This window comes from Sphingomonas sp. CFBP 13714 (assembly GCF_014842205.1).
In the GTDB taxonomy this organism is placed as follows: Bacteria; Pseudomonadota; Alphaproteobacteria; order Sphingomonadales; family Sphingomonadaceae; genus Sphingomonas; species Sphingomonas aerolata.
Genome location: NZ_JACYVG010000001.1, coordinates 617,834 through 643,214 on the forward strand (window position 1 = coordinate 617,834; position 25,381 = coordinate 643,214).

23 protein-coding genes are annotated in these 25,381 nt (G+C 69.0%); 17 read left to right on the top strand and 6 right to left on the bottom strand.

From position 1 onward, the window contains the following. The first annotated feature begins 84 nt into the window (after positions 1-84). Positions 85-486 (top strand): acyl-CoA thioesterase, encoded by a 402-nt coding sequence (locus IFT54_RS03020; RefSeq protein ID WP_031441838.1) that lies wholly within the window; start codon positions 85-87, stop codon positions 484-486. A gap of 296 nt (positions 487-782) precedes the next feature. Here the strand turns inward: IFT54_RS03020 and IFT54_RS03025 are convergent, their stop codons facing one another. Next, positions 783-2,177, bottom strand: coding sequence for a helix-turn-helix domain-containing protein (locus tag IFT54_RS03025; protein ID WP_192069512.1), 1,395 nt, complete (start codon positions 2,175-2,177; stop codon positions 783-785). Between the two features lie 101 nt (positions 2,178-2,278). On the opposite strand from IFT54_RS03025, the gene IFT54_RS03030 reads away from it, so the two are divergent. From IFT54_RS03030 to IFT54_RS03085, 12 genes are all read left to right on the top strand, one after another. Further along, entirely contained in the window at positions 2,279-3,805 is a 1,527-nt protein-coding gene (locus IFT54_RS03030; protein ID WP_192069513.1) for an acyl-CoA carboxylase subunit beta, read from the top strand. A 59-nt stretch (positions 3,806-3,864) separates the two neighbouring features. Continuing rightward, the gene (locus IFT54_RS03035; RefSeq protein ID WP_056406982.1) at positions 3,865-4,173 is read left to right on the top strand and encodes a hypothetical protein; all 309 of its coding nucleotides are present in this window, start codon (positions 3,865-3,867) and stop codon (positions 4,171-4,173) included. After that, on the top strand, positions 4,170-4,376 hold the full coding sequence (locus IFT54_RS03040; protein ID WP_031396136.1) for a hypothetical protein: 207 nt from the start codon (positions 4,170-4,172) through the stop codon (positions 4,374-4,376). The genes IFT54_RS03035 and IFT54_RS03040 overlap by 4 nt, the downstream gene beginning before the upstream one ends. After that, the gene (locus IFT54_RS03045) at positions 4,373-4,891 is read left to right on the top strand and encodes a hypothetical protein (RefSeq protein ID WP_192069514.1); all 519 of its coding nucleotides are present in this window, start codon (positions 4,373-4,375) and stop codon (positions 4,889-4,891) included. Before IFT54_RS03040 ends, IFT54_RS03045 begins: the two co-directional genes overlap by 4 nt. Then, complete coding sequence (gene mce, locus IFT54_RS03050) at positions 4,888-5,307, top strand: methylmalonyl-CoA epimerase (protein ID WP_192069515.1); 420 nt, start codon at positions 4,888-4,890, stop codon at positions 5,305-5,307. The genes IFT54_RS03045 and mce overlap by 4 nt, the downstream gene beginning before the upstream one ends. Positions 5,308-5,437: 130 nt before the next feature. Beyond that, positions 5,438-6,223, top strand: coding sequence for an enoyl-CoA hydratase-related protein (locus IFT54_RS03055; RefSeq protein WP_192069516.1), 786 nt, complete (start codon positions 5,438-5,440; stop codon positions 6,221-6,223). 122 nt (positions 6,224-6,345) lie between these two features. After that, positions 6,346-8,490: a methylmalonyl-CoA mutase gene (gene scpA, locus IFT54_RS03060; RefSeq protein ID WP_031441845.1), complete on the top strand. Its 2,145-nt coding sequence runs from the start codon at positions 6,346-6,348 to the stop codon at positions 8,488-8,490. Positions 8,491-8,603: 113 nt separating this feature from the next. Then, positions 8,604-9,647 (top strand): biotin synthase BioB, encoded by a 1,044-nt coding sequence (bioB, locus tag IFT54_RS03065; protein WP_192069517.1) that lies wholly within the window; start codon positions 8,604-8,606, stop codon positions 9,645-9,647. Continuing rightward, entirely contained in the window at positions 9,638-10,009 is a 372-nt protein-coding gene (locus IFT54_RS03070; RefSeq protein ID WP_192069518.1) for a lysozyme inhibitor LprI family protein, read from the top strand. Before bioB ends, IFT54_RS03070 begins: the two co-directional genes overlap by 10 nt. A gap of 55 nt (positions 10,010-10,064) precedes the next feature. Then, positions 10,065-12,101 carry an acetyl-CoA carboxylase biotin carboxylase subunit gene (locus IFT54_RS03075; protein ID WP_192069519.1) on the top strand — a complete coding sequence of 679 codons (2,037 nt, stop codon included), beginning with the start codon at positions 10,065-10,067 and terminating at the stop codon, positions 12,099-12,101. Positions 12,102-12,490: 389 nt separating this feature from the next. Next, positions 12,491-14,902 carry a DUF3772 domain-containing protein gene (locus IFT54_RS03080; protein ID WP_192069520.1) on the top strand — a complete coding sequence of 804 codons (2,412 nt, stop codon included), beginning with the start codon at positions 12,491-12,493 and terminating at the stop codon, positions 14,900-14,902. 65 nt (positions 14,903-14,967) lie between these two features. Further along, positions 14,968-17,613, top strand: a complete 2,646-nt coding sequence (locus IFT54_RS03085) for a TonB-dependent receptor (RefSeq protein WP_192069521.1) — start codon at positions 14,968-14,970, stop codon at positions 17,611-17,613. Between the two features lie 114 nt (positions 17,614-17,727). On the opposite strand, the gene IFT54_RS03090 is transcribed toward IFT54_RS03085, so the two are convergent. Both IFT54_RS03090 and IFT54_RS03095 read right to left on the bottom strand, forming a co-directional pair. After that, positions 17,728-19,266, bottom strand: coding sequence for an ABC transporter permease/substrate-binding protein (locus IFT54_RS03090; RefSeq protein ID WP_192069522.1), 1,539 nt, complete (start codon positions 19,264-19,266; stop codon positions 17,728-17,730). Next, positions 19,263-20,024: an ABC transporter ATP-binding protein gene (locus tag IFT54_RS03095; protein WP_192069523.1), complete on the bottom strand. Its 762-nt coding sequence runs from the start codon at positions 20,022-20,024 to the stop codon at positions 19,263-19,265. Before IFT54_RS03095 ends, IFT54_RS03090 begins: the two co-directional genes overlap by 4 nt. 53 nt (positions 20,025-20,077) lie before the next feature. Here IFT54_RS03095 and IFT54_RS03100 point away from each other — a divergent pair, with 53 nt between their 5' ends. After that, positions 20,078-20,863 carry an SDR family oxidoreductase gene (locus IFT54_RS03100; RefSeq protein WP_192069524.1) on the top strand — a complete coding sequence of 262 codons (786 nt, stop codon included), beginning with the start codon at positions 20,078-20,080 and terminating at the stop codon, positions 20,861-20,863. 123 nt (positions 20,864-20,986) lie between these two features. On the opposite strand, the gene IFT54_RS03105 is transcribed toward IFT54_RS03100, so the two are convergent. Further along, on the bottom strand, positions 20,987-21,283 hold the full coding sequence (locus IFT54_RS03105) for a 4a-hydroxytetrahydrobiopterin dehydratase (RefSeq protein WP_031394518.1): 297 nt from the start codon (positions 21,281-21,283) through the stop codon (positions 20,987-20,989). Between the two features lie 47 nt (positions 21,284-21,330). On the opposite strand from IFT54_RS03105, the gene IFT54_RS03110 reads away from it, so the two are divergent. The 3 genes from IFT54_RS03110 to IFT54_RS03120 are packed head-to-tail and all read left to right on the top strand — an operon-like array spanning position 21,331 to position 22,975. Further along, positions 21,331-21,753: a metallopeptidase family protein gene (locus IFT54_RS03110; RefSeq protein WP_244648487.1), complete on the top strand. Its 423-nt coding sequence runs from the start codon at positions 21,331-21,333 to the stop codon at positions 21,751-21,753. Beyond that, the gene (gene ccmA, locus IFT54_RS03115) at positions 21,750-22,334 is read left to right on the top strand and encodes a heme ABC exporter ATP-binding protein CcmA (RefSeq protein ID WP_192069725.1); all 585 of its coding nucleotides are present in this window, start codon (positions 21,750-21,752) and stop codon (positions 22,332-22,334) included. The genes IFT54_RS03110 and ccmA overlap by 4 nt, the downstream gene beginning before the upstream one ends. Further along, a complete protein-coding gene (locus IFT54_RS03120) occupies positions 22,334-22,975 on the top strand; it encodes a heme exporter protein CcmB (protein ID WP_056407012.1) in 642 nt (213 codons plus the stop codon). Before ccmA ends, IFT54_RS03120 begins: the two co-directional genes overlap by 1 nt. 123 nt (positions 22,976-23,098) lie before the next feature. Here the strand turns inward: IFT54_RS03120 and IFT54_RS03125 are convergent, their stop codons facing one another. After that, complete coding sequence (locus tag IFT54_RS03125) at positions 23,099-23,974, bottom strand: class I SAM-dependent methyltransferase (protein WP_056017567.1); 876 nt, start codon at positions 23,972-23,974, stop codon at positions 23,099-23,101. Next, positions 23,971-25,371 (bottom strand): threonine synthase, encoded by a 1,401-nt coding sequence (thrC, locus tag IFT54_RS03130; RefSeq protein ID WP_192069526.1) that lies wholly within the window; start codon positions 25,369-25,371, stop codon positions 23,971-23,973. Before thrC ends, IFT54_RS03125 begins: the two co-directional genes overlap by 4 nt. Positions 25,372-25,381 lie beyond the last annotated feature (10 nt).

Below are 25,381 nucleotides of genomic sequence, written 5' to 3' on the forward strand. Positions count from 1 at the left end.
GCGGCGGGCCGGAATAGCGTTTATTGTCGGTGTCGAAGCAGCGTCGTCATCGCTATAAGCCCCCGCCCATGCTATATAGGTGGGGTGTCAACAGCCATTCCCCATATCTACGCCATCGGCATCGAGCCGGCCGACATCGACTTCATGGGTCACGTCAACAACGCGAACTATCTGAAGTGGGTACAGGCCGCGGTGATCGATCACTGGCAGCGTCTCGCCCCGGCCGAGGCGGTGGCGGGGCATTTGTGGGTCGCGCTGAAACACGAAATTACCTACCGCAAGCCGGCGTTCCTGGACGACGACGTGATCGCGACGGTGCTGCTCGAGAAGGTCCAGGGCGCCCGGGCGTTTTACGAGACGATCATCAAGCGTGGCGAGGATGTGCTGGCCGAGGTGAAGTCGAGCTGGTGTTGCCTGGATGCGGAGACGCTTCGGCCTTCGCGACTGGCGAGTAACGTGGTGGAGCGGTTCTTTCCGAAGGATTGAGGGGCCTAGACCCGCCGTCATTCCCGCGGAGGCGGGAAGCTAGACTGGCAGGCCTTTGTGGGTTTCAACTTGGTTTGCCAGTCTGGATCCCCGCCTTCGCGGGGATGACAGGTTTTGGGGCTGAGTGCGGTCGTCGGTCTGGGGTCGCTCGATTGGGGCGAACGTTCAGCCACGTACACCACCTCCCCGGCGGAGGCCGGGGCCTAGGTGGGAAGGCCCTCGTGACTCCGCATCGCCTCACGTTATTTCCGGCCCCCAACTGGGCCCCGGCCTTCGCCGGGGAGGTGGCCTAGTCGTCACACCACCTCATACGGCACCGCGCCGCGGCGGTTGGGGTCGACGCGGATTTCGCTGGCGGCCGGCGGAAACGCGCGCTGGTCGCAGTCGGGGCGCAGGCAGATGCGGCAGGAGGCGCCGATCGGGGTGGCGATGCCGCCGGTGCCGAGCGCGTCGGCATAGATGAATTCGGACGCGTTCGCCTCCTCGCAGCCGAGCGCCACCGCATAGCGGCGGGCGGGCCGGGTATAGGTCTCGGAGGGTTTCACCAGCCCCTTGGCCATCGAGACGTAGCGGATGCCGTCGCTGGTCTCGAGCAATTGCGTGAGGATGCGGTCGGGGATCGCGACCGCTTCGTGGACGATCCACAAGGGACAGGCGCCGCCGAAGCGCGCGAACTGGAGGCGAGTGGCGGAGTGGCGCTTGGTAATGTTGCCCGCCATGTCGACGCGGCAGAAGAAGAACGGGATGCCGAGCGCGCCGGGGCGCTGCAAGGTCGAGAGCCGGTGGCAGGTCTGTTCGAAGCTGGTGCCGAAGATTCGCCGCAGCCGGTCGATATCGTGGCGGACGCTGCGCGCCTCGCTACGGAAGCGGGTATAGGGCATGACGATCGCGCCTGCGGCGTAGTTGGTGAGCCCCGCGGTCAGCAGCGCGCGCGCGGTCTCCGACGCCATGTCGGAGGCGGCGACGATGTCGGCGATCAGATCGGCGAATTCGCCGCGCGCGACCTGATGCGCGAGCGAGAAGAGCGTGGTCTCGCCGGGCTGCGATCCGTCGAGCCGCAGCGTCGCGCCGTCATAGTCGCGTAACGGCGCGGCGAGTGCGCCCGAGATCGTCACCGAGACGCCGCGCGCCGCGAGCCGCGCCTCGAGGGCTGCGATCCGGTCGCTGCCGAGCGTCTCGCCGATTTCCTCCGCGCGGCGATCGAGCGTGTCGACATAATTGCCCGCGGCGTGAAACCAGTCGCGGACATCCTCCCAGGGGAGCAGCCCGGGCGCGCCTGACCCCGCCACCAGCCGGTCGTCGAGCGCGCGCAACTGTTCCTGCGCGCGGCGATAGGCGTCGTGCATCGCGACGAGGCGCTGGGCGAGCAAGGGCTGGTGCTTCACCGCGCGGCGGATCGCGCTTTCGTCCAGAGTCGGCGCCGCGACGCTGGTATCGGTGACGGCCTCGAGCGTCGCGACGAGCAGCGCGGTGTCGTCGGCGGCGTCGATGCTGCCCCAGTCGGCGGGGAATTCGCGTGCCAATGTGACGAGCACGGCTTCGCTGACCGGGCGGTCGCCATTCTCGATCTGCGAGAGATAGCTGACCGAGATGCCGATCCGGACCGCCATCGCCGCCTGGCTGATCCCGAGCGTGCCGCGAAGGTCGCGCAGCCGGTGTCCGACGAAGAGGCGGCGTGGGGGATTGGTCATGCGGAGGGTGTAGTTTGCAAACATGGGTGGCACAAGTTTGCAACATTGCATTTGCGCATTGCGTCCCGCTCTGTGAAAGCCCCCAGCAGGACGGAGAGACGATGTCATCGACGATCGAAGAGCTTGAACGACGCCGCGAAGCCGCAAGAGTGGGCGGGGGTATCAAGCGGATCGGAGCGCAGCACGCCAAGGGAAAGCTTACCGCAAGGGAGCGCCTTGACGTGCTGCTGGACGAGGGATCGTTCGAGGAGCTCGACATGTATGTCGAGCATAACTGCGTCGATTTCGGCATGCAGGACCAGGTGATCCCCGGCGACGGCGTGGTCACGGGATCGGGCACGATCAACGGCCGCCTCGTCTTCGTCTTCAGCCAGGATTTCACGGTATTCGGCGGGTCGCTCAGCGAACGCCACGCGCAGAAGATCTGCAAGGTGATGGACAGCGCGATGAAGGTCGGCGCGCCGATCATCGGGCTGAACGACAGCGGCGGCGCGCGCATCCAGGAGGGCGTCGCCAGCCTTGGCGGCTATGCCGAGGTGTTCCAGCGCAACGTGCTGGCGAGCGGCGTCGTGCCGCAGCTGTCGCTGATCATGGGGCCTTGCGCGGGCGGCGCGGTGTACAGCCCGGCGATGACCGACTTCATCTTCATGGTGAAGGATTCGAGCTACATGTTCGTGACCGGCCCGGATGTGGTCAAGACGGTGACGAACGAGGTGGTGACGCAGGAGGCGCTGGGCGGCGCGGTGACGCACACGACCAAGACGTCGGTCGCGGACAATGCGTTCGAGAACGACATCGAGGCGCTGCTCGCGGCGCGCGACTTCTTCGACTTCCTGCCCGAATCGAACCGTGCGGGCGTGCCCGAGCGGCCGACCGCGGATGACTGGGACCGGGTCGAGGAAAGCCTCGACACGCTGATCCCGGCGTCGGCGAACCAGCCCTATGACATGCACGAGCTGATCCGGAAGGTCGTCGACGAGGGCGATTTCTTCGAGACGCAGCCGGCGCATGCGGCCAACATCATCACCGGGTTCGGGCGGATCGAGGGGCGGACCGTCGGTTTCGTCGCGAACCAGCCGATGGTGCTCGCGGGCGTGCTCGACATCAACAGCTCGAAGAAGGCGGCGCGGTTCGTGCGCTTCTGCGACGCGTTCGAGATCCCGATCGTGACCTTCGTCGACGTCCCCGGCTTCCTGCCCGGCACCGCGCAGGAGCATAACGGCATCATCAAGCACGGCGCAAAACTGCTGTTCGCCTATGGCGAGGCGACCGTGCCGAAGATCACCGTGATCACGCGCAAGGCCTATGGCGGCGCGTATGACGTGATGGCGTCGAAGCACCTGCGCGGCGACCTCAACTATGCATGGCCGACCGCGGAGATCGCGGTGATGGGTGCGAAGGGCGCGGTCGAGATCATCTTTCGCGGCAAGACGCCCGAGGAGATCGCGGAGCGGACCGCGGAGTACGAGGCGCGCTTCGCCAACCCGTTCGTCGCGGCGAGCAAGGGCTTCATCGACGAGGTGATCCAGCCGCATTCGACACGGCGGCGGATCGCGCTGGGGCTGCGCAAGCTGCGCGGCAAGAGCATCGAGAATCCGTGGAAGAAGCATGACAACATCCCGCTCTGACCGGGCGGCTTGTTGGGTCATGCCAAGCACATTATCATGTCATGCGAAGGAGTCGTGACATGCAGACCGAACGCGTGACGTTTCTGACCACCCCCGATCACAAGGCGGCGCTCGACGCGTTCGCGGCGAGCAACGGCATGTCCGTGGGGCATGTCGTTCGCGAGGCGACCTCGCGCTATGTCGTCGAGGGCGACATGACCGAGGACGACCGCTTCAAGCTGTTGATCCATGAACTCGACGAGGCGCTCCCGGCGATGCACGCCGCGCTCGATGCGGCGATCGAGGGGCAGCAGCGTCTGCGCGCCGATATCGACGCCAGGCTGCGCGAGGCCGGGTTGTCCGACGCAGAGCATGCCGCATGGGCATGATCGGCGACGCGATGCGGACGATCGAATCCGTCATCCTGCTCCGCAGCAAGGTGGAACGGTTGAATGAGGAACTTGCCGCGACCAACGGGCAGGTGCGACGTGTGGTCGACTCGGTCATCCAGATCAACGGTCGCCTGATCCGCCTGGAAACGTTCGAGGAAATGCGGTCGGGGATACGGCCGACCCCGAGGATCGAGCAATGATCGCGCTTCTGCTTCTCCAAGCCGCGGCTGCGACAAGCACAGCAACGCCCGCATGGAAGCTCGCCGACCGGACCAATGCGACGGGGGTGCGGAGCATCTCCACTTCGGTCACGGGCAATGACGGGCTGTCGCGGTTCGTGGTGAAGTGCGACGTCGGCACCGAGTCGATCGTGTCGATCCAGTTCATCCAGCCGCAGTCGCTCGGCCAGGGCGCGGACAAGCCGGTCGCGGTGCGGTTCGATGGCGGGCCGGCCTTCACCTATAACTGGCAGTTTCCGGGGACGGGGACCTACATCACCGATCCCGTGGCGATCACGCGGCTGACGACGTTCCTGGTGAAATCGAAGACGGTGCGGGTCGAGGCGACCAACGGCGCGGGCTTTGCGGTGCAGGCCAATTTCGTCGCGCCGGCGAGCGATGCGATCGTGCGGCAGGTGCTGGGGGTGTGCGGCTACACGCTGGGCGTCGTGCCACCGCCACCGCCTGCGCCGCCCGCGGCGGAGGATGCGCAATGACCCTGGGCCGCCTCAACCATGTCGGGGTCGCGACGCCGTCGATCGCGAAGTCGGTCGAGACGTACCGGTCGTTGCTCGGTGCGACCGCGATCGGGGAGCCGTTCGACCTGCCTGCGCAGGGCGTGAAGGTGTGCTTCATCGATGCGCCCAATACGCAGATCGAGCTGGTCGAGCCCTATGACGAGAGTTCGCCGATCGCGGGGTTTTTGCGCAAGAACCCGGCGGGCGGGCAGCATCATGTGTGTTTCGAGGTGCCCGACATCGCGGCGGCGGTCGCGGACTTGAAGGCGAAGGGGGCGACGGTGCTCGGCGAACCGCGGATCGGTGCGCATGGCACGCCGATCGTGTTCGTCCACCCGAAGGACTTTGGCGGGATGCTCGTCGAACTGATGGAGACGCCGGGGGAGGATCATTGACCCCGCATCCTCCGTCCGTTCGTGCTGGGCGTGGTCGGAGTGCGTGGGACTCAGGCCCTTCGACTTCGCTCAGGGCGAACGGCGGGGGTGGGGCTTGCGGATTGGGGCGTAATCGATGGGGGAGACTGGCATGACCGCCTATGAGCATATCCTGAGCGAGCGGCGTGGCGACGTGCTGGTGCTGACGCTCAACCGGCCCGACCGGCTGAATGCGGCGCCGCCGGCGATGTTCGAGGAGCTGCGTGCGGCGCTGGGTGCGCTGGACGGTGCGCGGGCGGTGTTGATCGCGGGTGCGGGGCGGGCGTTCTGTTCGGGCGCGGATGTCGGTGGCGGGGCGCTGGGGTCGGATGATCCGGGTGCGGCGACCTATCAGGCGCTGACGGGCAGCTATAATCCGGCGATGGCGGCGATCGCCGATCTGGGCGTGCCGGTGGTGAGCGCGGTGCGCGGGCCGGCGGCGGGGATCGGGTGCAGCCTCGCGCTTGCTGCGGATTTCTGTGTCGCCAGCGAAAGCGCGTATTTCCTCCAGGCGTTCGTCAATATCGGGCTGGTGCCCGATGGCGGCGCGTCGTGGATGCTGCCGCGGCTGATCGGGCGTGCGCGCGCGACCGAGATGATGATGCTGGGCGAGCGGGTGCCCGCGGCCAAGGCGCTCGACTGGGGGATGGTGCACAAGGTCGTCGCGGACGACGCGCTCGACGCCGAGGCGTTCGCGCTGGCGGAGCGGCTGGCGGCGATGCCGACGGTGGCGCTGGGGCTGATGCGGCGTGCGATCACGGCTGCGTATGCGAGCGATTATGCGGGCGCGATGGAGGCCGAGGCGGTCAACCAGCGTGCCGCGCGCGGGTCTGCGGATTCGATGGAAGGCGGGATCGCGTTCCTGACGAAGCGCAAGCCGGTGTTCACGGGGACGTGACGATCGGTTCGCGCTCCACCCCGGCGGAGGCCGGGGCCCAGGCTCGATGCGCAGCATCGAACGCGCTGCCGCGCGCGATTTATTTTAGGGCTGGGCCCCGGCCTTCGCCGGGGAACTAGAGTATGACTGATAAACCGAATCCGACGCTTGCCGAGTGGGAGGCCGCTGCCGCGAAAGAGGTGAAGGGCGCCGACCTGACATGGGCGACCCCCGAGGGGATCGACGTCAAGCCGCTCTATACCGCGGCGGACGTGACCGCCGACCCTGGCCTCCCGGGGTTCGCGCCGTTCACGCGCGGGGTGCGGGCGTCGATGTATGCGGGGCGGCCGTGGACGATCCGGCAATATGCGGGGTTCTCGACCGCGGAGGCGTCGAACGCGTTCTACAGGCGGAATCTTGCCGCGGGGCAGAAGGGGCTCTCGGTCGCGTTCGATCTGGCCACGCACCGCGGCTATGACAGCGACCATCCGCGCGTGACGGGCGATGTCGGCAAGGCCGGCGTCGCGATCGACAGCGTCGAGGACATGAAGATCCTGTTCGACGGCATCCCGCTCGACAAGATGTCGGTCAGCATGACGATGAACGGCGCGGTGATCCCGATCCTCGCCTTCTTCATCGTCGCGGGCGAGGAGCAGGGCGTGCCCCGCCACCTGCTCGACGGGACCATCCAGAACGACATCCTCAAGGAGTTCATGGTCCGCAACACCTATATCTACCCGCCCGAGCCGAGCATGCGGATCATCTCGGACATCTTCGGCTACACGTCGCGCGAGATGCCCAAGTTCAACAGCATCTCGATCAGCGGCTATCACATGCAGGAGGCGGGGGCGACGCAGCTCCACGAGCTCGCCTTCACGATCGCCGACGGCATGGAATATGTGAAATACGGCGTCGCGAGCGGGCTCGACATCGACAAGTTCGCCGGGCGGCTGTCGTTCTTCTTCGCGATCGGCATGAACTTCTTCATGGAGATCGCCAAGCTGCGCGCGGCGCGCGTCCTCTGGCATCGCGCGATGACGGAGCTGGGCGCGCAGGACGAGCGGTCGAAGATGCTGCGGACGCATTGCCAGACGAGCGGCGTGTCGCTGACCGAGCAGGACCCGTACAACAACGTCATGCGCACGACGATCGAGGCGATGGCGGCGATGCTGGGGGGCACGCAGTCGCTCCACACCAACGCGCTCGACGAGGCGATCGCGCTGCCGACCGACTTTTCCGCGCGGATCGCGCGCAACACGCAGATCGTGCTGCAGGAGGAGACGGGGATGACCAAGGTCGTCGATCCGCTCGGCGGCAGTTACTATGTCGAGAGCCTGACCCAGAGCCTGGTCGACGGCGCGTGGACGCTGATCGAGCGGATCCAGGCCGAGGGCGGGATGGCGAAGGCGGTCGCGGCGGGCTGGCCCAAGGCGATGATCGAGGAAGCCGCGGCGGGACGCCAGGCGCGCGTCGATCGCGGCGAGGACGTGATCGTCGGGGTGAACAAGTACAAGCTGGCCGAGCAGGACGCGATCGAGATCCTCGACGTGGACAATGTCGCGGTGCGCGCAGGCCAGGTCGAGCGGATCGCGCGGGTGAAGGCGACGCGGGACGAGGAGGCGTGCCGCGCGGCGCTGGATGCGCTGCGCGAGGGGGCGAAGGGGTCCGAGAACCTGCTCGCGCTGGCGGTCGAGTGCGCGCGGGCGCGGGCGACCTTGGGCGAGATCTCGTCGGCGATGGAGGATGTGTTCGGGCGCTATGGCACGCAGCCGACGCCGGTGTCGGGCGTCTATGGCGGCGCGTATGAGGATGATGCGCGCTGGACGCGGCTGACCGACGGGGTCGAAGCGACCGAGCGGCGGCTGGGACGCAAGCCCCGCATGCTGGTCGCCAAGATGGGGCAGGACGGGCATGACCGCGGCGCCAACCTCGTCTCGTCGATGTTCGGCGATCTGGGGTTCGAGATCGTGCCGGGCGCGCTGTTCCAGACCCCGGCGGAGGTCGCCGCGCTGGCGCTGGCCAAGGACGTCGACGTGGTCGGTGCGTCGAGTCTGGCGGCGGGGCACAAGACGCTGATCCCCGAGCTGATCGGCCACCTGCGCGAGGCGGGACGCGCGGATATCAAGGTGATCGCGGGTGGCGTTATTCCCGCACAGGACTATCAGGCGCTGCGTGATGCCGGGGTCCAGGCGATCTTCGGACCCGGCACCAACCTGATCCAGGCCGCCGAGGACGTGTTGAAGCTCCTCGGCCATAATATGGGCCCGCAAGAGGAAGCCGCAGAATGACCGATACGATGATCCGCACGAGCCCCTCCGGTGACGGCTATGGGGCGCCTGCGAGCCCCTCCCCTTCAGGGGAGGGGTTGGGGTGGGGTTCCGCCGCGAGCGCGACGTCGGATATGCGGACGGGCCCCACCCCCAGCCCCTCCCCTGAAGGGGAGGGGGGCACGGTGCGTATGGACTGGACGCGCGCGGAGATCGCGGCGCTGTTCGACCTGCCGTTCGACGACCTCATGTACCGCGCGCAGACCGTGCACCGGGCGCATCATGCGGTGAGCGAGGTGCAGCTGTGCACATTGCTGTCGATCAAGACCGGCGGGTGCCCCGAGGATTGCGGCTATTGTTCGCAGTCGGCGAGCTCGGACACGCAGCTGAAGGCGGAAAAGCTGATGGACGTCGATGCGGTGCTCGCCGATGCGGCGCACGCCAAGGCGGCGGGATCGCAGCGCTTCTGCATGGGGGCCGCCTGGCGCAACCCCAAGCCGCGCGACATGCCGAAGGTCGTCGCGATGGTCGAGGGCGTCCGCGCGATGGGGCTGGAGACGTGCATGACGCTCGGCATGCTCGACGCGGAGCAGGCAAAGCAGCTCGCCGATGCGGGGCTCGATTACTACAACCACAATATCGACACCTCGCCGGAGAATTACGGCAACGTCATCACCACGCGGACGTTCGAGGACCGGCTGGAGACGCTGGCGAACGTGCGCGATGCGGGCATCTCGGTGTGCTGCGGCGGGATCGTCGGGATGGGCGAGACGCGCGGCGACCGCGTCGGCTTCGTCCACGCGCTCGCCACGCTGCCGCGGCATCCCGAGAGCGTGCCGGTCAATGCGCTGGTGCCGGTCAAGGGGACGGTGCTCGGCAACATGCTCGCCGACACGCCGCTCGCCAAGATCGACGATATCGAGTTCGTGCGGACCGTCGCGGTCGCGCGGATCACGATGCCGCTGAGCATGGTGCGGCTGTCGGCGGGGCGCGAGAGCATGTCCGAGGCAACCCAGGCGCTGTGCTTCATGGCGGGGGCGAATTCGATCTTCACCGGCGACACGCTGCTGACGACGGGCAATGCCGGCGACAGCGCGGATGCGGCGTTGCTGGCGAAGCTGGGGATGACGCCGATGACGGGTGCCGAACCGATGCGCGAGGCCAAGACATGCTGCTGATCGCACTCCTGGTTGCCGCCGCGCCGATGCAGCCCCAGTCGCACGCGCAGGCGCAGATGACCCGGTCTGCGGGCAGCAGCTATGCGCAGGCGGACGCGGCGATGACCGCGCAGTGGAAGCGGACCTACGCCTATATGAAGCGGCGCGATGCGCAGGACACGTCGCGTGGCGGTGGCTTCGGGTTTGCGGGATCGCTGCTCGAAAGCCAGCGCGCGTGGCTGAAGTTCCGCGACACGCAATGCGTGATCGAGGGCGGGCAATATGCCGGCGGTTCGGCGCAGGCGATGACGATCGCCGGCTGTCGCACCGGCCTGACCAAGGCACGGACCGCGCAGCTCAAATCGATGATCTGGTACCAGTAAATACACGTCCGCACCCGGCGCCAAGCCGGGGAGACGGCACAGTTTAGGGCGAGAGATGTTCAAGAAAATCCTGGTCGCCAATCGCGGCGAGATCGCATGCCGCGTGATGCGCACCGCCAAGGCGATGGGGATCAAGACCGTCGCGGTCTATTCCGACGCCGATGTGCGCAGCCCGCACGTGCTGATGGCGGACGAGAGCGTGCGGCTGGGGCCAGCGCCCGCGGCGGAGAGCTATCTCAAGGCCGAGCTGATCCTGCTGGCGGCCAAGGAGACGGGCGCGGACTGTATCCATCCGGGCTACGGCTTCCTGTCCGAGCGCGAGAGCTTTGCGCGGGCGTGTGCCGAGGCGGGGATCGCGTTCGTCGGGCCGCCGCCCGCCGCGATAGCGGCGATGGGCGACAAGATCGAATCGAAGAAGCTCGCCAAGGCGGCGGGCGTCAACGTCGTGCCGGGCTATCTGGGCGAGATCGCGGACACCGACGAGGCGGTGCGGATCGCGGGCGACATCGGCTATCCGGTGATGATGAAGGCGTCGGCGGGCGGCGGCGGCAAGGGCATGCGGCTGGCTTACAGCGAGCAGGACGTCCGTGAAGGCTTCGAGGCGACCAAGCGCGAGGGGCTGGCATCGTTCGGCGACGACCGCGTGTTCATCGAGAAGTTCATCGAAAGCCCGCGGCATATCGAGATCCAGCTGATCGGCGACCAGCATGGCAACATCGTCTATCTCAACGAGCGCGAATGCTCGATCCAGCGGCGCCACCAGAAGGTCGTCGAGGAGGCGCCGTCGCCGTTCGTGACGCCCAAGATGCGGAAAGCCATGGGCGAGCAGGCGGTCGCGCTGGCGCGGGCGGTGGGCTATTATTCGGCGGGGACGGTCGAGTTGATCGTGTCGGGCGCGGATACGACCGGCGAGGGGTTCTACTTCCTCGAGATGAACACGCGGCTCCAGGTCGAGCATCCGGTGACCGAGGAGATTACCGGGCTGGATCTGGTCGAGCTGATGATCCGGGTTGCGGCGGGCGAACCGCTGGGGTTCGCGCAGGACGCGGTGAAGCTGAACGGCTGGTCGATCGAGAACCGGGTCTATGCGGAGGATCCGTATCGCGGGTTCCTGCCGAGCATCGGGCGGCTGGTGCGGTATAATCCGCCCCTCCCGTTCGCCCTGAGCGAGAATGCTTCGACTTCGCTCAGCACGAACGGTGTAGACTCCGCCGAACCCCGCGTTCGTGTCGACGACGGCGTGCGCGAGGGGGGCGAGGTCAGCATGTTCTATGACCCGATGATCGCCAAGCTGATCACCTGGGCGCCGACGCGCGAGGGGGCGGTCGCGGCGCAGATCGCGGCGCTCGACGCGTTCGAGCTCGAGGGGCCGGGGAACAACATCGATTTCCTGTCGGCGATCATGCAGCATCCGCGCTTCCAGTCGGGGGCGCTGACGACCGGGTTCATCGCCGAGGAATATCCCGACGGCTTCCACGGCGCGCCCGCGGATGCGGTGTTGCTGACGACGCTTGCCGCGGTCGCCGCGTTCGCCGCGACCGCGGAGGCCGATCGCGCGCGGCGGATCGACGGGCAGCTCGGGCGGCGGCTGCGTCCGCCCGCGGACTGGGTGGTGACCATCGGCGGGACCGATCACGACGTGCGCGTGTCGACCGACGGGATTTCGGTCGATGGCGTCGAGCTCGATTTGTCGCTCGAATATACGCCGGGGGACCGGATGGTGATGGCCGAGGGCGACGAGCATCTCACGATCCGCATCGCCAGGGCGCGCGCGGGGTTCAGGCTGACGACGCGCGGCGCGAGCCATGTCGCGCGCGTGCTGCCCGCGCGGGTCGCGCCCTATGCCGCGCACCTGATCGAGAAGGTCGCGCCCGACCTGTCGAAATTCCTGATCTGTCCGATGCCGGGGCTGCTGGTGCGGCTTGACGTGGCGGCGGGGGACCGGGTCGAGGCGGGGCAGGCGCTCGCGGTGGTCGAGGCGATGAAGATGGAGAATATCCTGCGCGCGGAGAAGACCGGCGTGGTGAAGTCGGTATCGGCGGCGGCGGGCGACAGCTTGGCGGTGGATCAGGTGATTTTGGAGCTGGAATAGGTTTCAGCTCTTGTGTCCCCGCGCAGGCGGGGACCCAGACTGGGCTCCCGCCTTCGCGGGAGAACATGGGCTCCACCACCCCGGCGGAGGCCGGGGTCCAGTTGGGGGACGTGGCTGGGCTGATGCTGCGCGTCGTTACTCGAGCCTTCCCACCTGGGCCCCGGCCTTCGCCGGGGTGGTTTGGGGTGGGGTGGGGTGGGGCTATCGCTCCGTGCGCCACCCCGGCGGAGGCCGGGGTCCAGTTGGGAGACGTGGCTGGGCTGATGCTGCGCGTCATTACTTCAGCCTTCCCACCTGGGCCCCGGCCTTCGCCGGGGTGGTGTGTAGGGGGGGCGGGCCATCGCGGCGGGCTCTCCCGTTTTTGGCTGTGACGCTGTAGAGCCGGGCGGATGATCGTTTTGCGCTATTTCGCCGCGTTGCTGCTGCTCGTGTCCGCTGTGCCCGCCCTCGCGCAGGACGAGGCGAAGGTGGCCTCGGTGGCGGCGGGGCTGACGCGGGCGTCGGCGGAGTTGCAGGCGGTCGACGATGCGGCGGTCGAGGCGCGTGACGATGCGGCGCGGCAGGCGTTGCGGACGCGGGCGGAGGCGGTGCAGGCGACCGCAGCGGAGGCGGTACGGGTGCTGACGCCCGAAATGGCGCTGGTCCAGGCGAGGGTGACCGAGCTGGGCGCGGCGACGCCGGGGGTGGTCGAGGCGCCCGAGATCCGCCAGCAGCGCCGATTGCTCGCGCAGAGCCAGTCGGCGATCGATTCGGCGATCAAGCGCGCGCGGCTGATCGGGGTCGAGGCCAAGCAGCAGATCGACGATATCGGGGCAGCCGAGGCGGAGGAGCTGGGCCAGCAATTGTCCGAGCGCAGCGCGTCGCCGCTGTCGCCGACGCTGTGGACCGCGATCATCGATCACCTGCCGCGCGACACCGCGCGGCTGAACCGGTTCGCGGCGACCGGCGCGCGCCAGTTCGCCCAGCGGTTCGACATGCAGGCGGCGATGATCGCGCTGACCGGGCTGCTCGCCGCACTGGTGCTGCTCGTGCCGGTGCGCGGTGCGCTCCACCGGCTGGGGCGCGGCTATGCGACCGATCATGCGCCGGGGGGGCGGATCCGGCGGTCGGCCTATGCGCTGTGGCTGGTGGTGATCGGCACGATGTTGCCCGGATTCGCCGCGCTGGCGTTCGTCCAGTCGCTGCGCTGGTCCGCCCTGCTGTCGCCCGCGTTCGACCAGATCGCGGCGCGTTTCGTCGGATTGTCGTTCTTTGCGGCCTTCCTGTCGGCGTTGGGCGGCGCGTTGCTGTTGCGCGCGCAGCCGAGCTGGCGGCTGTTGCCGATCGGCGACAGCGCAGCGCAGACGCTGCGCCCCTTCACCTGGGCAGCGGCGGGGGTGGTGTTCTTCGGCCAGCTGCTGATCACCGCCAACGCGCTGGTCGGCGCGAGTGCGGCGGCGTCGACCGCGGCGAACGCGCTGATCGCGCTGCTCCACCTGGCGCTGATCGCCGGCGTGCTGGTCGCGCTCGGGCGACTGAGGGCGGCGGCTCAGCCCGATCCCGAGAAGCCCGCCCGCAACAGCCTGCTCGCGATCGTCGCGCTGGTCGTGTGGCTGGCGGTGCTGGTCGCGTTCGTCGCGACGCTGACCGGATACGTCAATTTCGCGCTGAAGACCGCGCAGTGGATGGTGTGGGGGGCGATCGTCGGCGCGACGCTGTACCTGATGATGACCTTCACCGACGACGCCTGCCGCGCCGCGCTGTCGAGCAGCAACCGGATCGGCCGCAGCGCGAACAGCGGCTTCGGCGTCGGCAACCGGACGGTCGACCAGATCGGCGTCCTGCTGTCGGCAGTGCTGCGGCTGATGCTGATCATGCTGGCGTTCGGCGCGGTGATGGCGCCGTTCGGGGCGGGCGTGACGTCGGTGTTCGAGCTGTTCGGGACGCTTGCGGGCGGGATCACGGTGGGCGAGATCACGATATCGCCGGGCGCGGTGCTGCGCTCGATCGCGGTGCTGTTCGTCGCGCTGGCGATCATGCGCGGGCTGCAGCACTGGCTGGTCAACAGCTATCTGCCGACGACCGCGATGGATGCGGGCGCGCAGAATTCGGTGACGATGGTCGCGCGCTATGCGGGAATCATCGCCGCGGTGCTGTGGGCGCTCGCCGCGCTCGGGATCGGGATGGAGAAGCTGGCGGTGGTGCTGGGCGCGCTGTCGGTGGGCATCGGCTTCGGCCTGCAGGCGATCACGCAGAATTTCGTGTCGGGGCTGATCCTGCTCGCCGAGCGGCCGGTCAAGATCGGCGACTGGGTGCGGATCGGCAACCAGGAGGGCGATGTGAAGCGGATCAACGTGCGGTCGACCGAGATCCAGGTCGCGGACCGATCGACGCTGATCGTCCCCAATTCGGAGCTGATCACCAAGACGATCCAGAACATGACGCTGGCCGCGCCGATCGGGCGGATCCAGCTGCAATTCTCGGTGCCGATCGAGAGCGATCTCGACGCGGTGCGGACGATGCTGTTCACCGCCTTTGCCGACCAGAGCGAGGTGCTCGACGATCCCGAGGTGAAGGTGTTCATCGATTCGGTCGATAGCGGGCGCGCGAAGCTCAACTGCTTTGCCTATGTCGCGAGCCCGCGCGACGCCTATCCGGTGCGCAGCGCGCTGCTGTTCACGCTGTTGCGGCAGTTCCGCGAGGCGGGGATCGATCTGGGCGCGACGACGACGCGGATGGAGCTGATCGGGACGCCGCCCGCCGTCGGGCCCGCCGTCGGGGCTGCCGGAATCATGGCCGGACCGACCGACGCGGCGCGGTGAAGCGGCATAATCCTGCGACAATTGGCCCCTAGGTGCCGGGGTCAGGTCGATGGGATGTCAGGGTTATGCGTACACTGGGTTTGATGCTGGCGGTGAGCCTGCCGGCGATGGCGGCGGCGCAACAGGCGCCTGCGCCGGTGCCAGCGACGGATGCCGCGCAGACGGACGGCGCTGCAGCCGAGCCGGAGGATAGCGTCGAGGGCGAGGAGATCGTCGTCACCGGATCGCGCAAGCTGCCGGGGTCGGTGGTCGGCGACATTCCGCCCGATCAGACGCTCGGCCAGGCGGACATCCGCTCCTACGGCGTCAGCTCGGTGTCCGACCTGCTCGCCGAACTCAGCCCGCAGACGACGAGCGGGCGCGGTAGCGGGGGCGCGCCGGTGGTGCTGCTCAACGGGCGGCGGATCTCGAGCTTCTCCGAAATCCGCGACATCCCGACCGAGGCGATCCAGCGCGTCGAGATCCTGCCCGAGGAGGTCGCGCTGAAATATGGCTATCGCGCGGACCAGAAGGTCGTGAACTTCGTGCTGCGCCGCCGCTTTCGCGCGGTGACCGCGGAGGCGATCGACCGGATGCCGACCGAGGGGGGCACGAACACGCCGCAGGCCAAGCTCGACCTGCTGACGATCGCGCGCGACCGGCGGGTGAACCTGCACGCCGAATATACGTCGAGTTCGGCGCTGACCGAGGCGGAGCGCGACATCGTGCCGATCGCGGGGGGCAACGGCAGCGGGGCGGTGGGAGCGGGCGGCACGGTCGTCGATCCGACGCCGTTCCGCACGCTGCAGGGCCAGACGAGCACCTTCACCGCGAACAGCGTCTATGCGCGCAACATCTTCGGCAATGTCGGCGCGACGATCAACGGACGGCTCGAATCCACCGACAGCCGCAGCCTGAACGGCCTGCCCGTCGCGGCGCTGACGCTGGCGGACGGCAGCGTGATCAACCGTGCGCTCGACGATCCGGGCTTCCTGCCGCTGGCGCAGCGCGCGTCGTCGATCGCGGCGCATCTGGGCACGACGCTGAACGGCGATGCCGGCACGTGGCGCTGGACGGTGACGGGCAATTACGATCGCAGCGACACGCAGACCTTCACCGATACGGGCGTCGATGCGGGCGCGTTCAATGCGCGGCTGGCGGCGGGCGATCCGACCGCGGTGCCGCTGGGCGCGCTGACCGCGGCGGATATCGGCGCGGCGGCGGGCAACCGCGCCTATGCGACGCAGAGCATCGGCGGGATCGACGCGGTCGCCAATGGCCGGCTGTTCGCGCTGCCCGCGGGCGACGTGTCGACGACGCTCAAGCTGGGCGCGGAGACCGCCGATTTCGACAGCCGGTCGGATCGCGGCGGGTTCGCGCAGCGCGGGCAGGTGGCGCGCGACACGGTCAACGGCCAAGTCAATGTCGACCTGCCGATCGCGAGCCGGTCTAAGGACGTGCTGCCGTTCCTCGGCACGCTGTCCGCGAACTTCAACCTGGCGCAGGATCATTTGTCGGATTTCGGCACGCTGACCACGCTTGGTTACGGCGCGAACTGGGCGCCGATCCCGGCGGTGCGGCTGATCGCGTCGGTGACCGACACCGACCAGGCGCCGACCGCGCAGCAGCTGGGCAATCCGTCGATCACGACGCCCAATGTCCGCGTCTTCGATTATGTCCAGGGCACGACTGCGACGGTGACGACGATCAGCGGCGGCAATCCCGGGCTGAGTGCGGACAATAACCGCGTGACCAAGCTGGGGTTGACGGTGAAGCCCTGGGCGGGGCGCGAGGTGACGCTGACCGCCAATTATGTCGACAGCCGGACCGACAATCCGATCGCCGCCTTCCCGGCCGCGACCGCGGCGATCGAGGCGGCGTTTCCCGACCGGTTCGTCCGCGACGCAACGGGGGCGCTGTTGCAGGTCGACCGGCGGCCGATCAATTTTGCGCGCAGCGAACGCTCCGAACTGCGCTGGGGGATCAATTTCTCCGCGCCGCTGAAGTCGAAGATCCAGCGCGAGCTCGAGGCGTTTCGCGCGGGGACGGGGCCCAATCCGTTTGCCGGGATGCAGCCGCCGGGCGGCGGGCGGCCGCGGGGTGAAGGCGGGCGGGGTGAAGGCGCGCGGGGTGAAGGACCGCGGGGCGAAGGCGCCGGGCCGGGTGAAGGACGTGGCGGCGGTGGCCCGGGCGGTCCGGGCGGCGGAGGCGGCGGCTTCGGGCGTGGCGGGCGCGGGCAGGGCGGCGGGCGTGTGCAGTTCGCGCTGTATCACACCTGGCGCTTTACCGACCGCGTGCTGGTCGCGGAGGGCGGGCCGAGCCTGAACCTGCTCGACGGCGATGCGATCGGCAATAATGGCGGGTCGGCGCGGCACAGCCTGGAGGCGCAGGCGGGCTATAGCAACAACGGCCTCGGCGCGCGGCTGTCGGCGAATTACGCGGCGGGCACCCGGGTCGATGGCGGGACCGCGGCGGCGCCCGAGACGCTCAATTTCGGCGGGCTGGCGACCGCAAACGTGCGGCTGTTCGCGGATCTGGGGCAGCGGCTCGAATGGGTGAAGGCGCGGCCGTGGCTGCGCGGGATGCGCGTCACGCTGTCGGTCGACAATGTGTTCAACACGCGGCAGCGGGTGACCGATGCGAGCGGGGCGGTGCCGAATACCTATCAGCCGGATTATCTGGATCCGCTGGGGCGGACGGTGCGGGTGAGCGTGCGGAAGCTGTTTTTCTGAGGCTCGCGTCATCCTGACGGAAGTCAGGATCCAGAGCCCAACAGCGCCGCCCTCCGTGGCTCTGGATCCTGACTTTCGTCAGGATGACGGGGTGGGGGCGGTTCAGCGTTCGGGTTACAGGCCGATCTTGCTGGCGAGCCAGCGGGCGGCGGCTTCGGGGGTCTGTTTGTCGGTGTCGCGGTCGACCTGGTAGTTGGCGGTGCGCATCGCCTCGACCGGGATGCGGCCGATAAGCGGGCGGAGCGCGGCGGTGAAGCGCGCGTCGTTCGCGCGGGCGGGGGCGACCATCAGGATCGCGTCATAGCCGGGGATCGCGTGGCGCGGGTCGGTGAGCACGGTCAGCGTGTCCGCGGCGATCCGGCCGTCCGAGGAAAAGGCGGAGATGACGTCCGCCTTCCCGCTCTGCAGCGCGCGGTACATGAAGGTCGGGCTGTACGGCGTGGTGCGCGCGAAGCGGAGCGGATAGGCGCGTTTCACCGCCGCCCATTCGGGGCGTTCGAGGAATTCGAGGTCGCTGCCGAGCGTCAGGCCGGGCGCGGCCTTCACCAGATCGTCGAGGCTCGCGATGCGCTGGCGGCGCGCAGGCTCCGCCTTCATCGCAAAGGCATAGGCGTTCTCGAACCCGAGCGAGCCGACCAGGCCGACGCCGTGCGTGCTCTTCGCCCAAATGCCGATATCGGCGACCATCTTGGTGCGCTCGGGCACGTCGCTGCGCTTCATCTCGTTGGCCCAGATGGTGCCGGCATAATCGACATAGACGTCGATATCGCCGCCTGCGAGCGCACCGAAGACGAGCGCTGAGCCCAGGCCGTCGCGATAGGTGACGGTGTAGCCCGCGCGCGTCAGCCGGTCGCCGATCAGCCGCGCGAGGATATATTGCTCGGAGAAGTTCTTCGCGCCGACGACGACCGTCCGGTCGCCGCCGCCGCGGGGCCAGAGCGGCGCGGTGGCGAGCGCGGTGCCGGCGACCAGCAGCGCGGCACTCGCGATCCACAGCCAGCGGCGGCGCGCGCGGATGCCCTGTTCGATCCCGCCGATCAGTGCGTCGACCGCGAGCGCGAGCGCCGCCGCGCTGACGCAGCCGGCAAGCACCAGCGCCCAGTTCTGCGTCTGAAGCCCGGCGAAGATCAGGTCGCCCAGACTCGGCTGGCCGACCGTGGTCGACAGCGTTGCCGCGCCGATCGTCCAGACCGCGGCGGTGCGGATGCCGGCGACGACGACGGGGGCGGCGAGCGGAGCCTCGACGAGGCGGAGCTTCTGCGCGGGGGTCATGCCGACCGCGTCGGCGGCCTGCGACACCGCGGGATCGAGCCCCTGCAGCCCCGCGACCGCGTTGCGCAGGATCGGCAGCAGCGCATAGAGCGTGAGCGCGATCAGCGAGGGGAGGAAGCCCAGCGCCGGGATCCCGCCGCCGACCAGCGCGGAGAGGCTGAGCAGCAGCGGATAGAAGAGCGCGAGCAGCGCGAGGCTGGGGACCGTCTGGACGAGGCTGGCAAAGCCCAATGCGACGCGCGCGACCGCGGCGTTGCGCGCGGACCAGATCGCGAGCGGCAGGCTGATCGCGATGCCGAGCAGCAGCGCCGCCGCGGACAGCAGGACGTGGCTGGCGAGCAGCGGCGGCACGCGGGTCAGCGCGTCGAGGAACGCACTCATGCGACGAGCGCCCGGAGGCGGTCGGCCTGCGCGCGCGGGACCTGGACCAGTGCCTGGGCGTCGTCGCCGCCCTCACCCGCGACGAGCGCGGCGGGGGTCGCATCGGCGACGATCCGCCCGGCCTTCATGACGAGCACGCGGTCGGCGAGCAGCAAGGCCTCCGCCATGTCGTGCGTGACGAGGATGGTGGTGAGGCCCAGCCGGTCGTGAAGCTCGCGGATGCGCGTGCCGAGTGCGTCGCGGGTGACGGGATCGAGCGCGCCGAACGCCTCGTCGAGGAGCAGCAGCTTTGCCCCGGGTGCGAGCGCGCGGGCGATGCCGACGCGCTGGCGCTGGCCGCCCGACAGCGCGTCGGGCAGGCGCCCGGCGATGGCGCGCGGCAGGTCGACGAGATCGAGCAGCGCGCCGACATCGGCCTCGGCGCCGCGGCCGGCGATGCGCAGCCCGATCGCGATGTTCTCGGCGATCGTCATGTGCGGGAACAGGCCGATGTTCTGGAAGACATAGCCGACCCGGCGGCGCAGCGCGGGCGCGGGGCCGTACGTGACGTCGGTGCCGTCGAGCAGGACGCGGCCGTCGCTGGGCTCGACGAGGCGGTTGATCGTTTTCAGCAGGGTCGACTTGCCCGATCCCGAGGTGCCGACGAGCGCGACGAAGCTGCCGCCCGCGATCTCGAGCGAGACCGCATCGACCGCGATCGTCGCGCCGTAAGCCTTGGTGACGCGTTCGAAAGCGAGCGCTGGAGATTGATCTGGCATCTGGGCGCAGGATGCGGGAAACATACCGCAAAATCAAACGGAGAGGATCGGCCATGAGCCAGCAGAGCATATTCATCACCGGCGGCGGATCGGGGATCGGTCGCGCGACCGCTTTGCTGTTCGCGCGCAAGGGCTGGCGGATCGGGCTGGCCGACGTCAGCGCCGCGGGGCTGGCGGAGACCGCGGAGCTGCTGCCCGAGGGGGCGTCGACCTATGTGATGGACGTGCGCGACCGCGCGGCGTGGGTGGCGTCGCTCGATGCGTTCACGGCCGTGACGGGCGGGCGGCTCGACGTGCTGTTCAACAATGCCGGGATCGGCTCTGGCGGACCGCTCGCGACGACCGACTTCGCCGAGATCGACCGGGTGGTCGGGGTCAACCTGGTCGGCGTGCTGAACGGCGCGAAGATCGGTCATGGCTATCTGAAGCGGACGCCGGGATCGTGCCTGCTCAACACCGCTTCGGCGTCGGCAATCTATGGCTCGTCGGGGCTGGCGCCCTATTCGGCGACCAAGTTCGGGGTGCGCGCGATCACCGAGGCGCTCGACGGCGAATGGGCGGGCGACGGGATCAAGGTGCGCGCGATCGTGCCGAGCTTCATCGACACGCCGCTGTTGAACACGACCGCGGGGGGATCGAACCGGTCGATCCGCGAGACGGTGACGGGCGCGGGGCTCGAGCTGACCGGGGTCGAGGCGGTCGCCGACGCGGCCTGGGCGGCGGTGCACGGCAACGCGGTCCACACCTATGTCGGCAAGACCGCGCACCGCATGGCGTTCGCTGCGCGCTGGATGCCGGGGTCGCTGCGCAAGCGGATGCGGCGGAGTGTGAAGCGCTAGGGGGGGGCTTCCGTCATCCCGGGTTTGATCCGGGACCCAGAGTCACGGGCGTTGCCGTTTGGGGCTCTGGATCCTGACTTTCGTCAGGATGACGGGAGGGGCGTCAGGATGACGGTTCGGCGGTCAGGAGTCGCCGACGATGGCGTCGATGGCTTCGGCCATTTCGATGTCGCGGGGGGAGAGGCCGCCGGCGTCGTGGGTGGTGAGCAGGATCTCGACGCGGTTCCAGACATTCTTCCATTCGGGATGATGGTTGGCGCGCTCGGCGATCAGCGCGACCTGGGTCATGAAGCCGAATGCCTCGACGAAATCGGCGAACACGATCGTCCGCGTGATCGCGTCGCGGCCATCGTCATAATCCCACTCGTCGAGTCCATCGAGCGCCTCGGCCCGCTCGGTCTCGTTCAGTGCCTCGATCATTCGCGTACCCTTGCAGCTATGGATCGCCAACGCGTATGGCTGGAGCCATGAGCGGGCAAGCGACAATCCATGGCGATACGCAGGGGCTCGCGCCCGATGCGGCTGCGATCGAAGCGATCGGGCGCGCGACGATCGCGCGGCTGCCCGCCGAATTCCGCGTGCATCTGGGCGACGTCGTCTTCGCTATCGAGGAATTCGCCGACGAGGAGACGCTGGCAGAGCTCGGCATCGAGCATCCGCTCGACCTGTCGGGGGTGTATCAGGGGCGGCCGCTGGGCGAGAAATCGTCGATGGATACCGGCGCGATGCCCGATCGCATCACCTTGTACCGGCGGGCGATCCTCGAGGAATGGATCGAGACCGGGGTGCGGCTCGACGATCTGGTCGCGCATGTCACGATCCACGAGATCGGGCATCATTTCGGGCTGAGCGACGACGCCATGCATGCGCTGGAAGACGCCGCGGCGTGAGCCTGGCGTGTCGCCGTGTCGCCTGCGACCGCGGCGGACGGCGGCTGTTCGACGACGTGTCGTTCGCGCTGGCGGCGGGTGAGGCGGCGGTCGTCGCGGGGCCCAACGGCGTCGGCAAGTCGAGTCTGATCCGGATCGCCGCGGGGCTGTTGCCGCCCGCCGAGGGTGCGGTGACGGCGACCGGGCGCATCGCGCTGCTGGCCGAGGCGGCGGCGCTGGATGCGGAGCGCACGGTAAGCGAGGGGCTGGCGTTCTGGGCGGCGCTCGACGGCGCGGATAGCGCGGCGGTGGCGCAGGCGCTCGACGCGGTCGGGCTCGCGGCGCTGGCGGCGGTGCCGGTGCGGATGTTGTCGACCGGGCAGCGGCGGCGGGTGGCGATGGCGCGCGTGGTCGCGTCGGGCGCGCCGATCTGGCTGCTCGACGAGCCGGGCAACGGGCTCGATGCGGCATCGGTCGGGCGGCTCGAGGCGCTGATCGCGCGGCACCGGGGCTCGGGCGGGATCGTGCTGGCCGCGACGCATCTGCCGCTGGCGATCCCGGGGGCGCAGACGATCCATCTAGCGGGTGAGGAGGCGGCGTGATGCTGGCGCTGACCTTGCGCGACGTGCGGCGCGGCTATGCGGGGGGCGGGGCGGCGTTGGTCGTCGCGTTCTTCCTGCTGGTCGCGGTGCTGTTTCCGTTCGCGATCGGGCCCGATGCGGCGGTGCTCGCGCGGGTCGGGGGCGGGGTGATCTGGGCGGCGGCGCTGCTCGCGGCGCTGCTGCCGGTCGAGCGGCTGGTGGGGCCCGACCTGGAGAGCGGGGTGCTCGACCAGTTGCGCGTGCGCGGGGTGTCGCTGGCGCTGGTCGCGGCCTGCAAGGTCGTTGCGCACTGGGTGGCGTTCGCGCCGCCGCTGATGCTGGCGGCGGTGATCGCGGCGGGGTTGCTCGATCTGTCGGGGGCGACGTTGCTGCGGGTCGAGATCGGGCTGGCGATCGGGACGCCGGGGCTCGCCGCGCTCGCGGTCGCGACGGGGGCGCTGGTCGCGGGGTTGCGCGGCGGGAGCGCGGTGGCGGGGCTGGTGATGCTGCCGCTCGCGGTGCCGTTGCTGATCTTTGGCGCAGGCGGGCTCGATCCGGTCGGCGGGGCGGGGGCGTTCAAGCTGCTCGGCGCGGTGAGCCTCGTGCTGGTGGCGGGGGCGCCGTTCGTCGCGGGGGCGGCGATGCGGGCTGGGATGGAGTAGGCGGGGGTTGGGGCAGGTGTTGGGGATGGTGCTTCGACTTCGCTCAGCACGAACGGTTTGGGTTGGGGCGGGGCTGTGCTTCGACTTCGCTCAGCACGAACGGATTTTAGGGGTGGTCCCGCGTCAGTCGCGGGACCAGCGGGCCCAGATGGCGGTGGGAAGGGTGAGGCCGCGGGTTTCCTCGCGGACGCCGAGTTCGCCGGCTTCGACCTTGCCGGGCAGGTCGGCGAAGACCTGGTTCAGCAGTTCGCCGATCGCGAGCGCGGACATGCGGACCGCGTAGACGGTGAGGAACAGGAAGCGCGAATTCTCGTCGAGCAGCTTGCGGCAGTCGGCGATGAGGCGGGGGAGATCCTCCTCGAGCCGCCAGACCTCGCCCTCGGGACCGCGGCCATATTTGGGCGGGTCGAGCAGGATGCCGTCATAGCGACGACCGCGACGGACCTCGCGCGCGACGAACTTGGCGGCGTCGTCGGTCATCCAGCGGATCGGCGCGTCGGCCATGCCCGACAGGCGCGCATTGGCCTTGGCCGCCTCGACCGATTTCTTCGACGCATCGACATGGACCATGCGGACGCCCTTGGTCGCCATCGCCAGCGTGCCGACGCCGGTATAGCCGAACAGGTTCATGCATTCCGGACTGTCGAGCCCGGCGACGCGCTCGCGCATCCAGCTCCACACCGGCGCCATGTCGGGGAAGAAGCCGAGATGGCGGAAGGGGGTGGTCTGCGCGGTGTAGGACACCTCGTTCCACTTGAGCGTCCAGCCCTCGCGGGGCACGGGTTCCGAGAATTCCCAGCGGCCGCCGCCATCCTCGTCCGAGCCGGGGACGAACTCGCCCTGCGCCTTCCAGTCAGTCGAGGCGGGGGCCCACATCGCCTGTGGTTCGGGGCGGATGAAGCGGAAGCGGCCATAGCGTTCGAGCTTCTTGCCGTGGCCCGAATCAATCAGGCCGTAATCCGCCCAGGGTTCGCCGATGAGGGTGTCGAGCGTCTTCATGCCGACGGCTTTGCGCGGTCGGCGATATAGGCGGTGATCGCGTCGAAGGTCGCGGGCAGCGTGACGTAACGCTCCTCGCGCTGGAACAGGTCGCCGACACGTGCGGGGAGCGAAGGCCGGACGCCAGTCGCGCGCTCGACCGCGTCGCGGAACTTGGCGGGATGCGCGGTGGCGAGCGTGACGATCGGAGTGCCGGGCGGAACTTCGGTGCGCAGCGCGGCGGCGAGGCCGATCGCGGTGTGCGGGTCGATCACCTGCCCGGCATGCTCATGCGCCCAGCGCATCGCGAGCGTCATGTCGTCGAGATCGACGCGGTCGCTCTGGAACAGCGCCGCCGCCCCTTGCGACTGTGCGTTGGTCAGCCGCATCGCGCCAGACGATTCGAAGCCTGCCATCTGCGCGGCGAGCGCCGTGCCGTCGCGGCTGCCGAGGTCGAACAACAGGCGTTCGAAGTTCGAGCTAACCTGGATGTCCATCGACGGGGTCGGGGTCTGTTCGACGCCGGTCTTCGAATAGTCGCCGCTGCTCAGCGCGCGGTGGAGAATGTCGTTGACGTTGGTCGCGACGATCAGCCGCGCGACGGGAAGGCCCATGCGGGCGGCGACATAGCCCGCGAAGACGTCGCCGAAATTGCCCGTGGGCACGGAGAAGGCGACCGCGCGGTCGGGCGCGCCGAGGCGGACCGCGGCGTAGAAGAAGTACACGACCTGCGCCATCAGCCGGGCCCAGTTGATCGAGTTCACCGCCGACAGCGCGAACCGGTCGGAGAAGCCGGGGTCGTTGAACATCGCCTTCACGAGTGCCTGCGCATCGTCGAAGCTGCCTTCGATCGCGATGTTGAAGACATTGGGGCTGAGCACCGTCGTCATCTGGCGGCGCTGGACGTCCGAGATGCGGCCGGCGGGGTGGAGCATGAAGATGTCGATGCCCTCGCGCCCCGCGACCGCGTCGATCGCGGCCGAGCCGGTGTCGCCGCTGGTCGCGCCGACGATCGTCAGGCGCTTTGTGGTGCCGGCGAGGAAGCGTTCGAAGAAGAGGCCGAGCAGCTGGAGCGCGACGTCCTTGAAGGCGAGCGTCGGGCCGTGGAAGAGTTCGAGCAGCCACTGGTCGTGGTCGAGCTGGACCAGCGGGACGACCGCGGCGTGCGAGAAGCGGCCATAGGCCTGGTCGCAGAGCGCCTTCAGCTCGTCGCGGGTCATCGCGTCGCCGACGAACGGCGCCATGACGGCGACCGCGGTGTCGACATAGGAGAGGCCGGCGAGCGCGGCGATCTCGTCGCGGCTCATCGTCGGCCATGTCTCGGGGAGGTAGAGGCCGCCATCGGATGCGAGACCGGCGAGCGTCGCCGCTTCGAAATCGAGGACGGGGGCCGAGCCGCGGGTGCTGATGTAACGCATGGCCAAACCG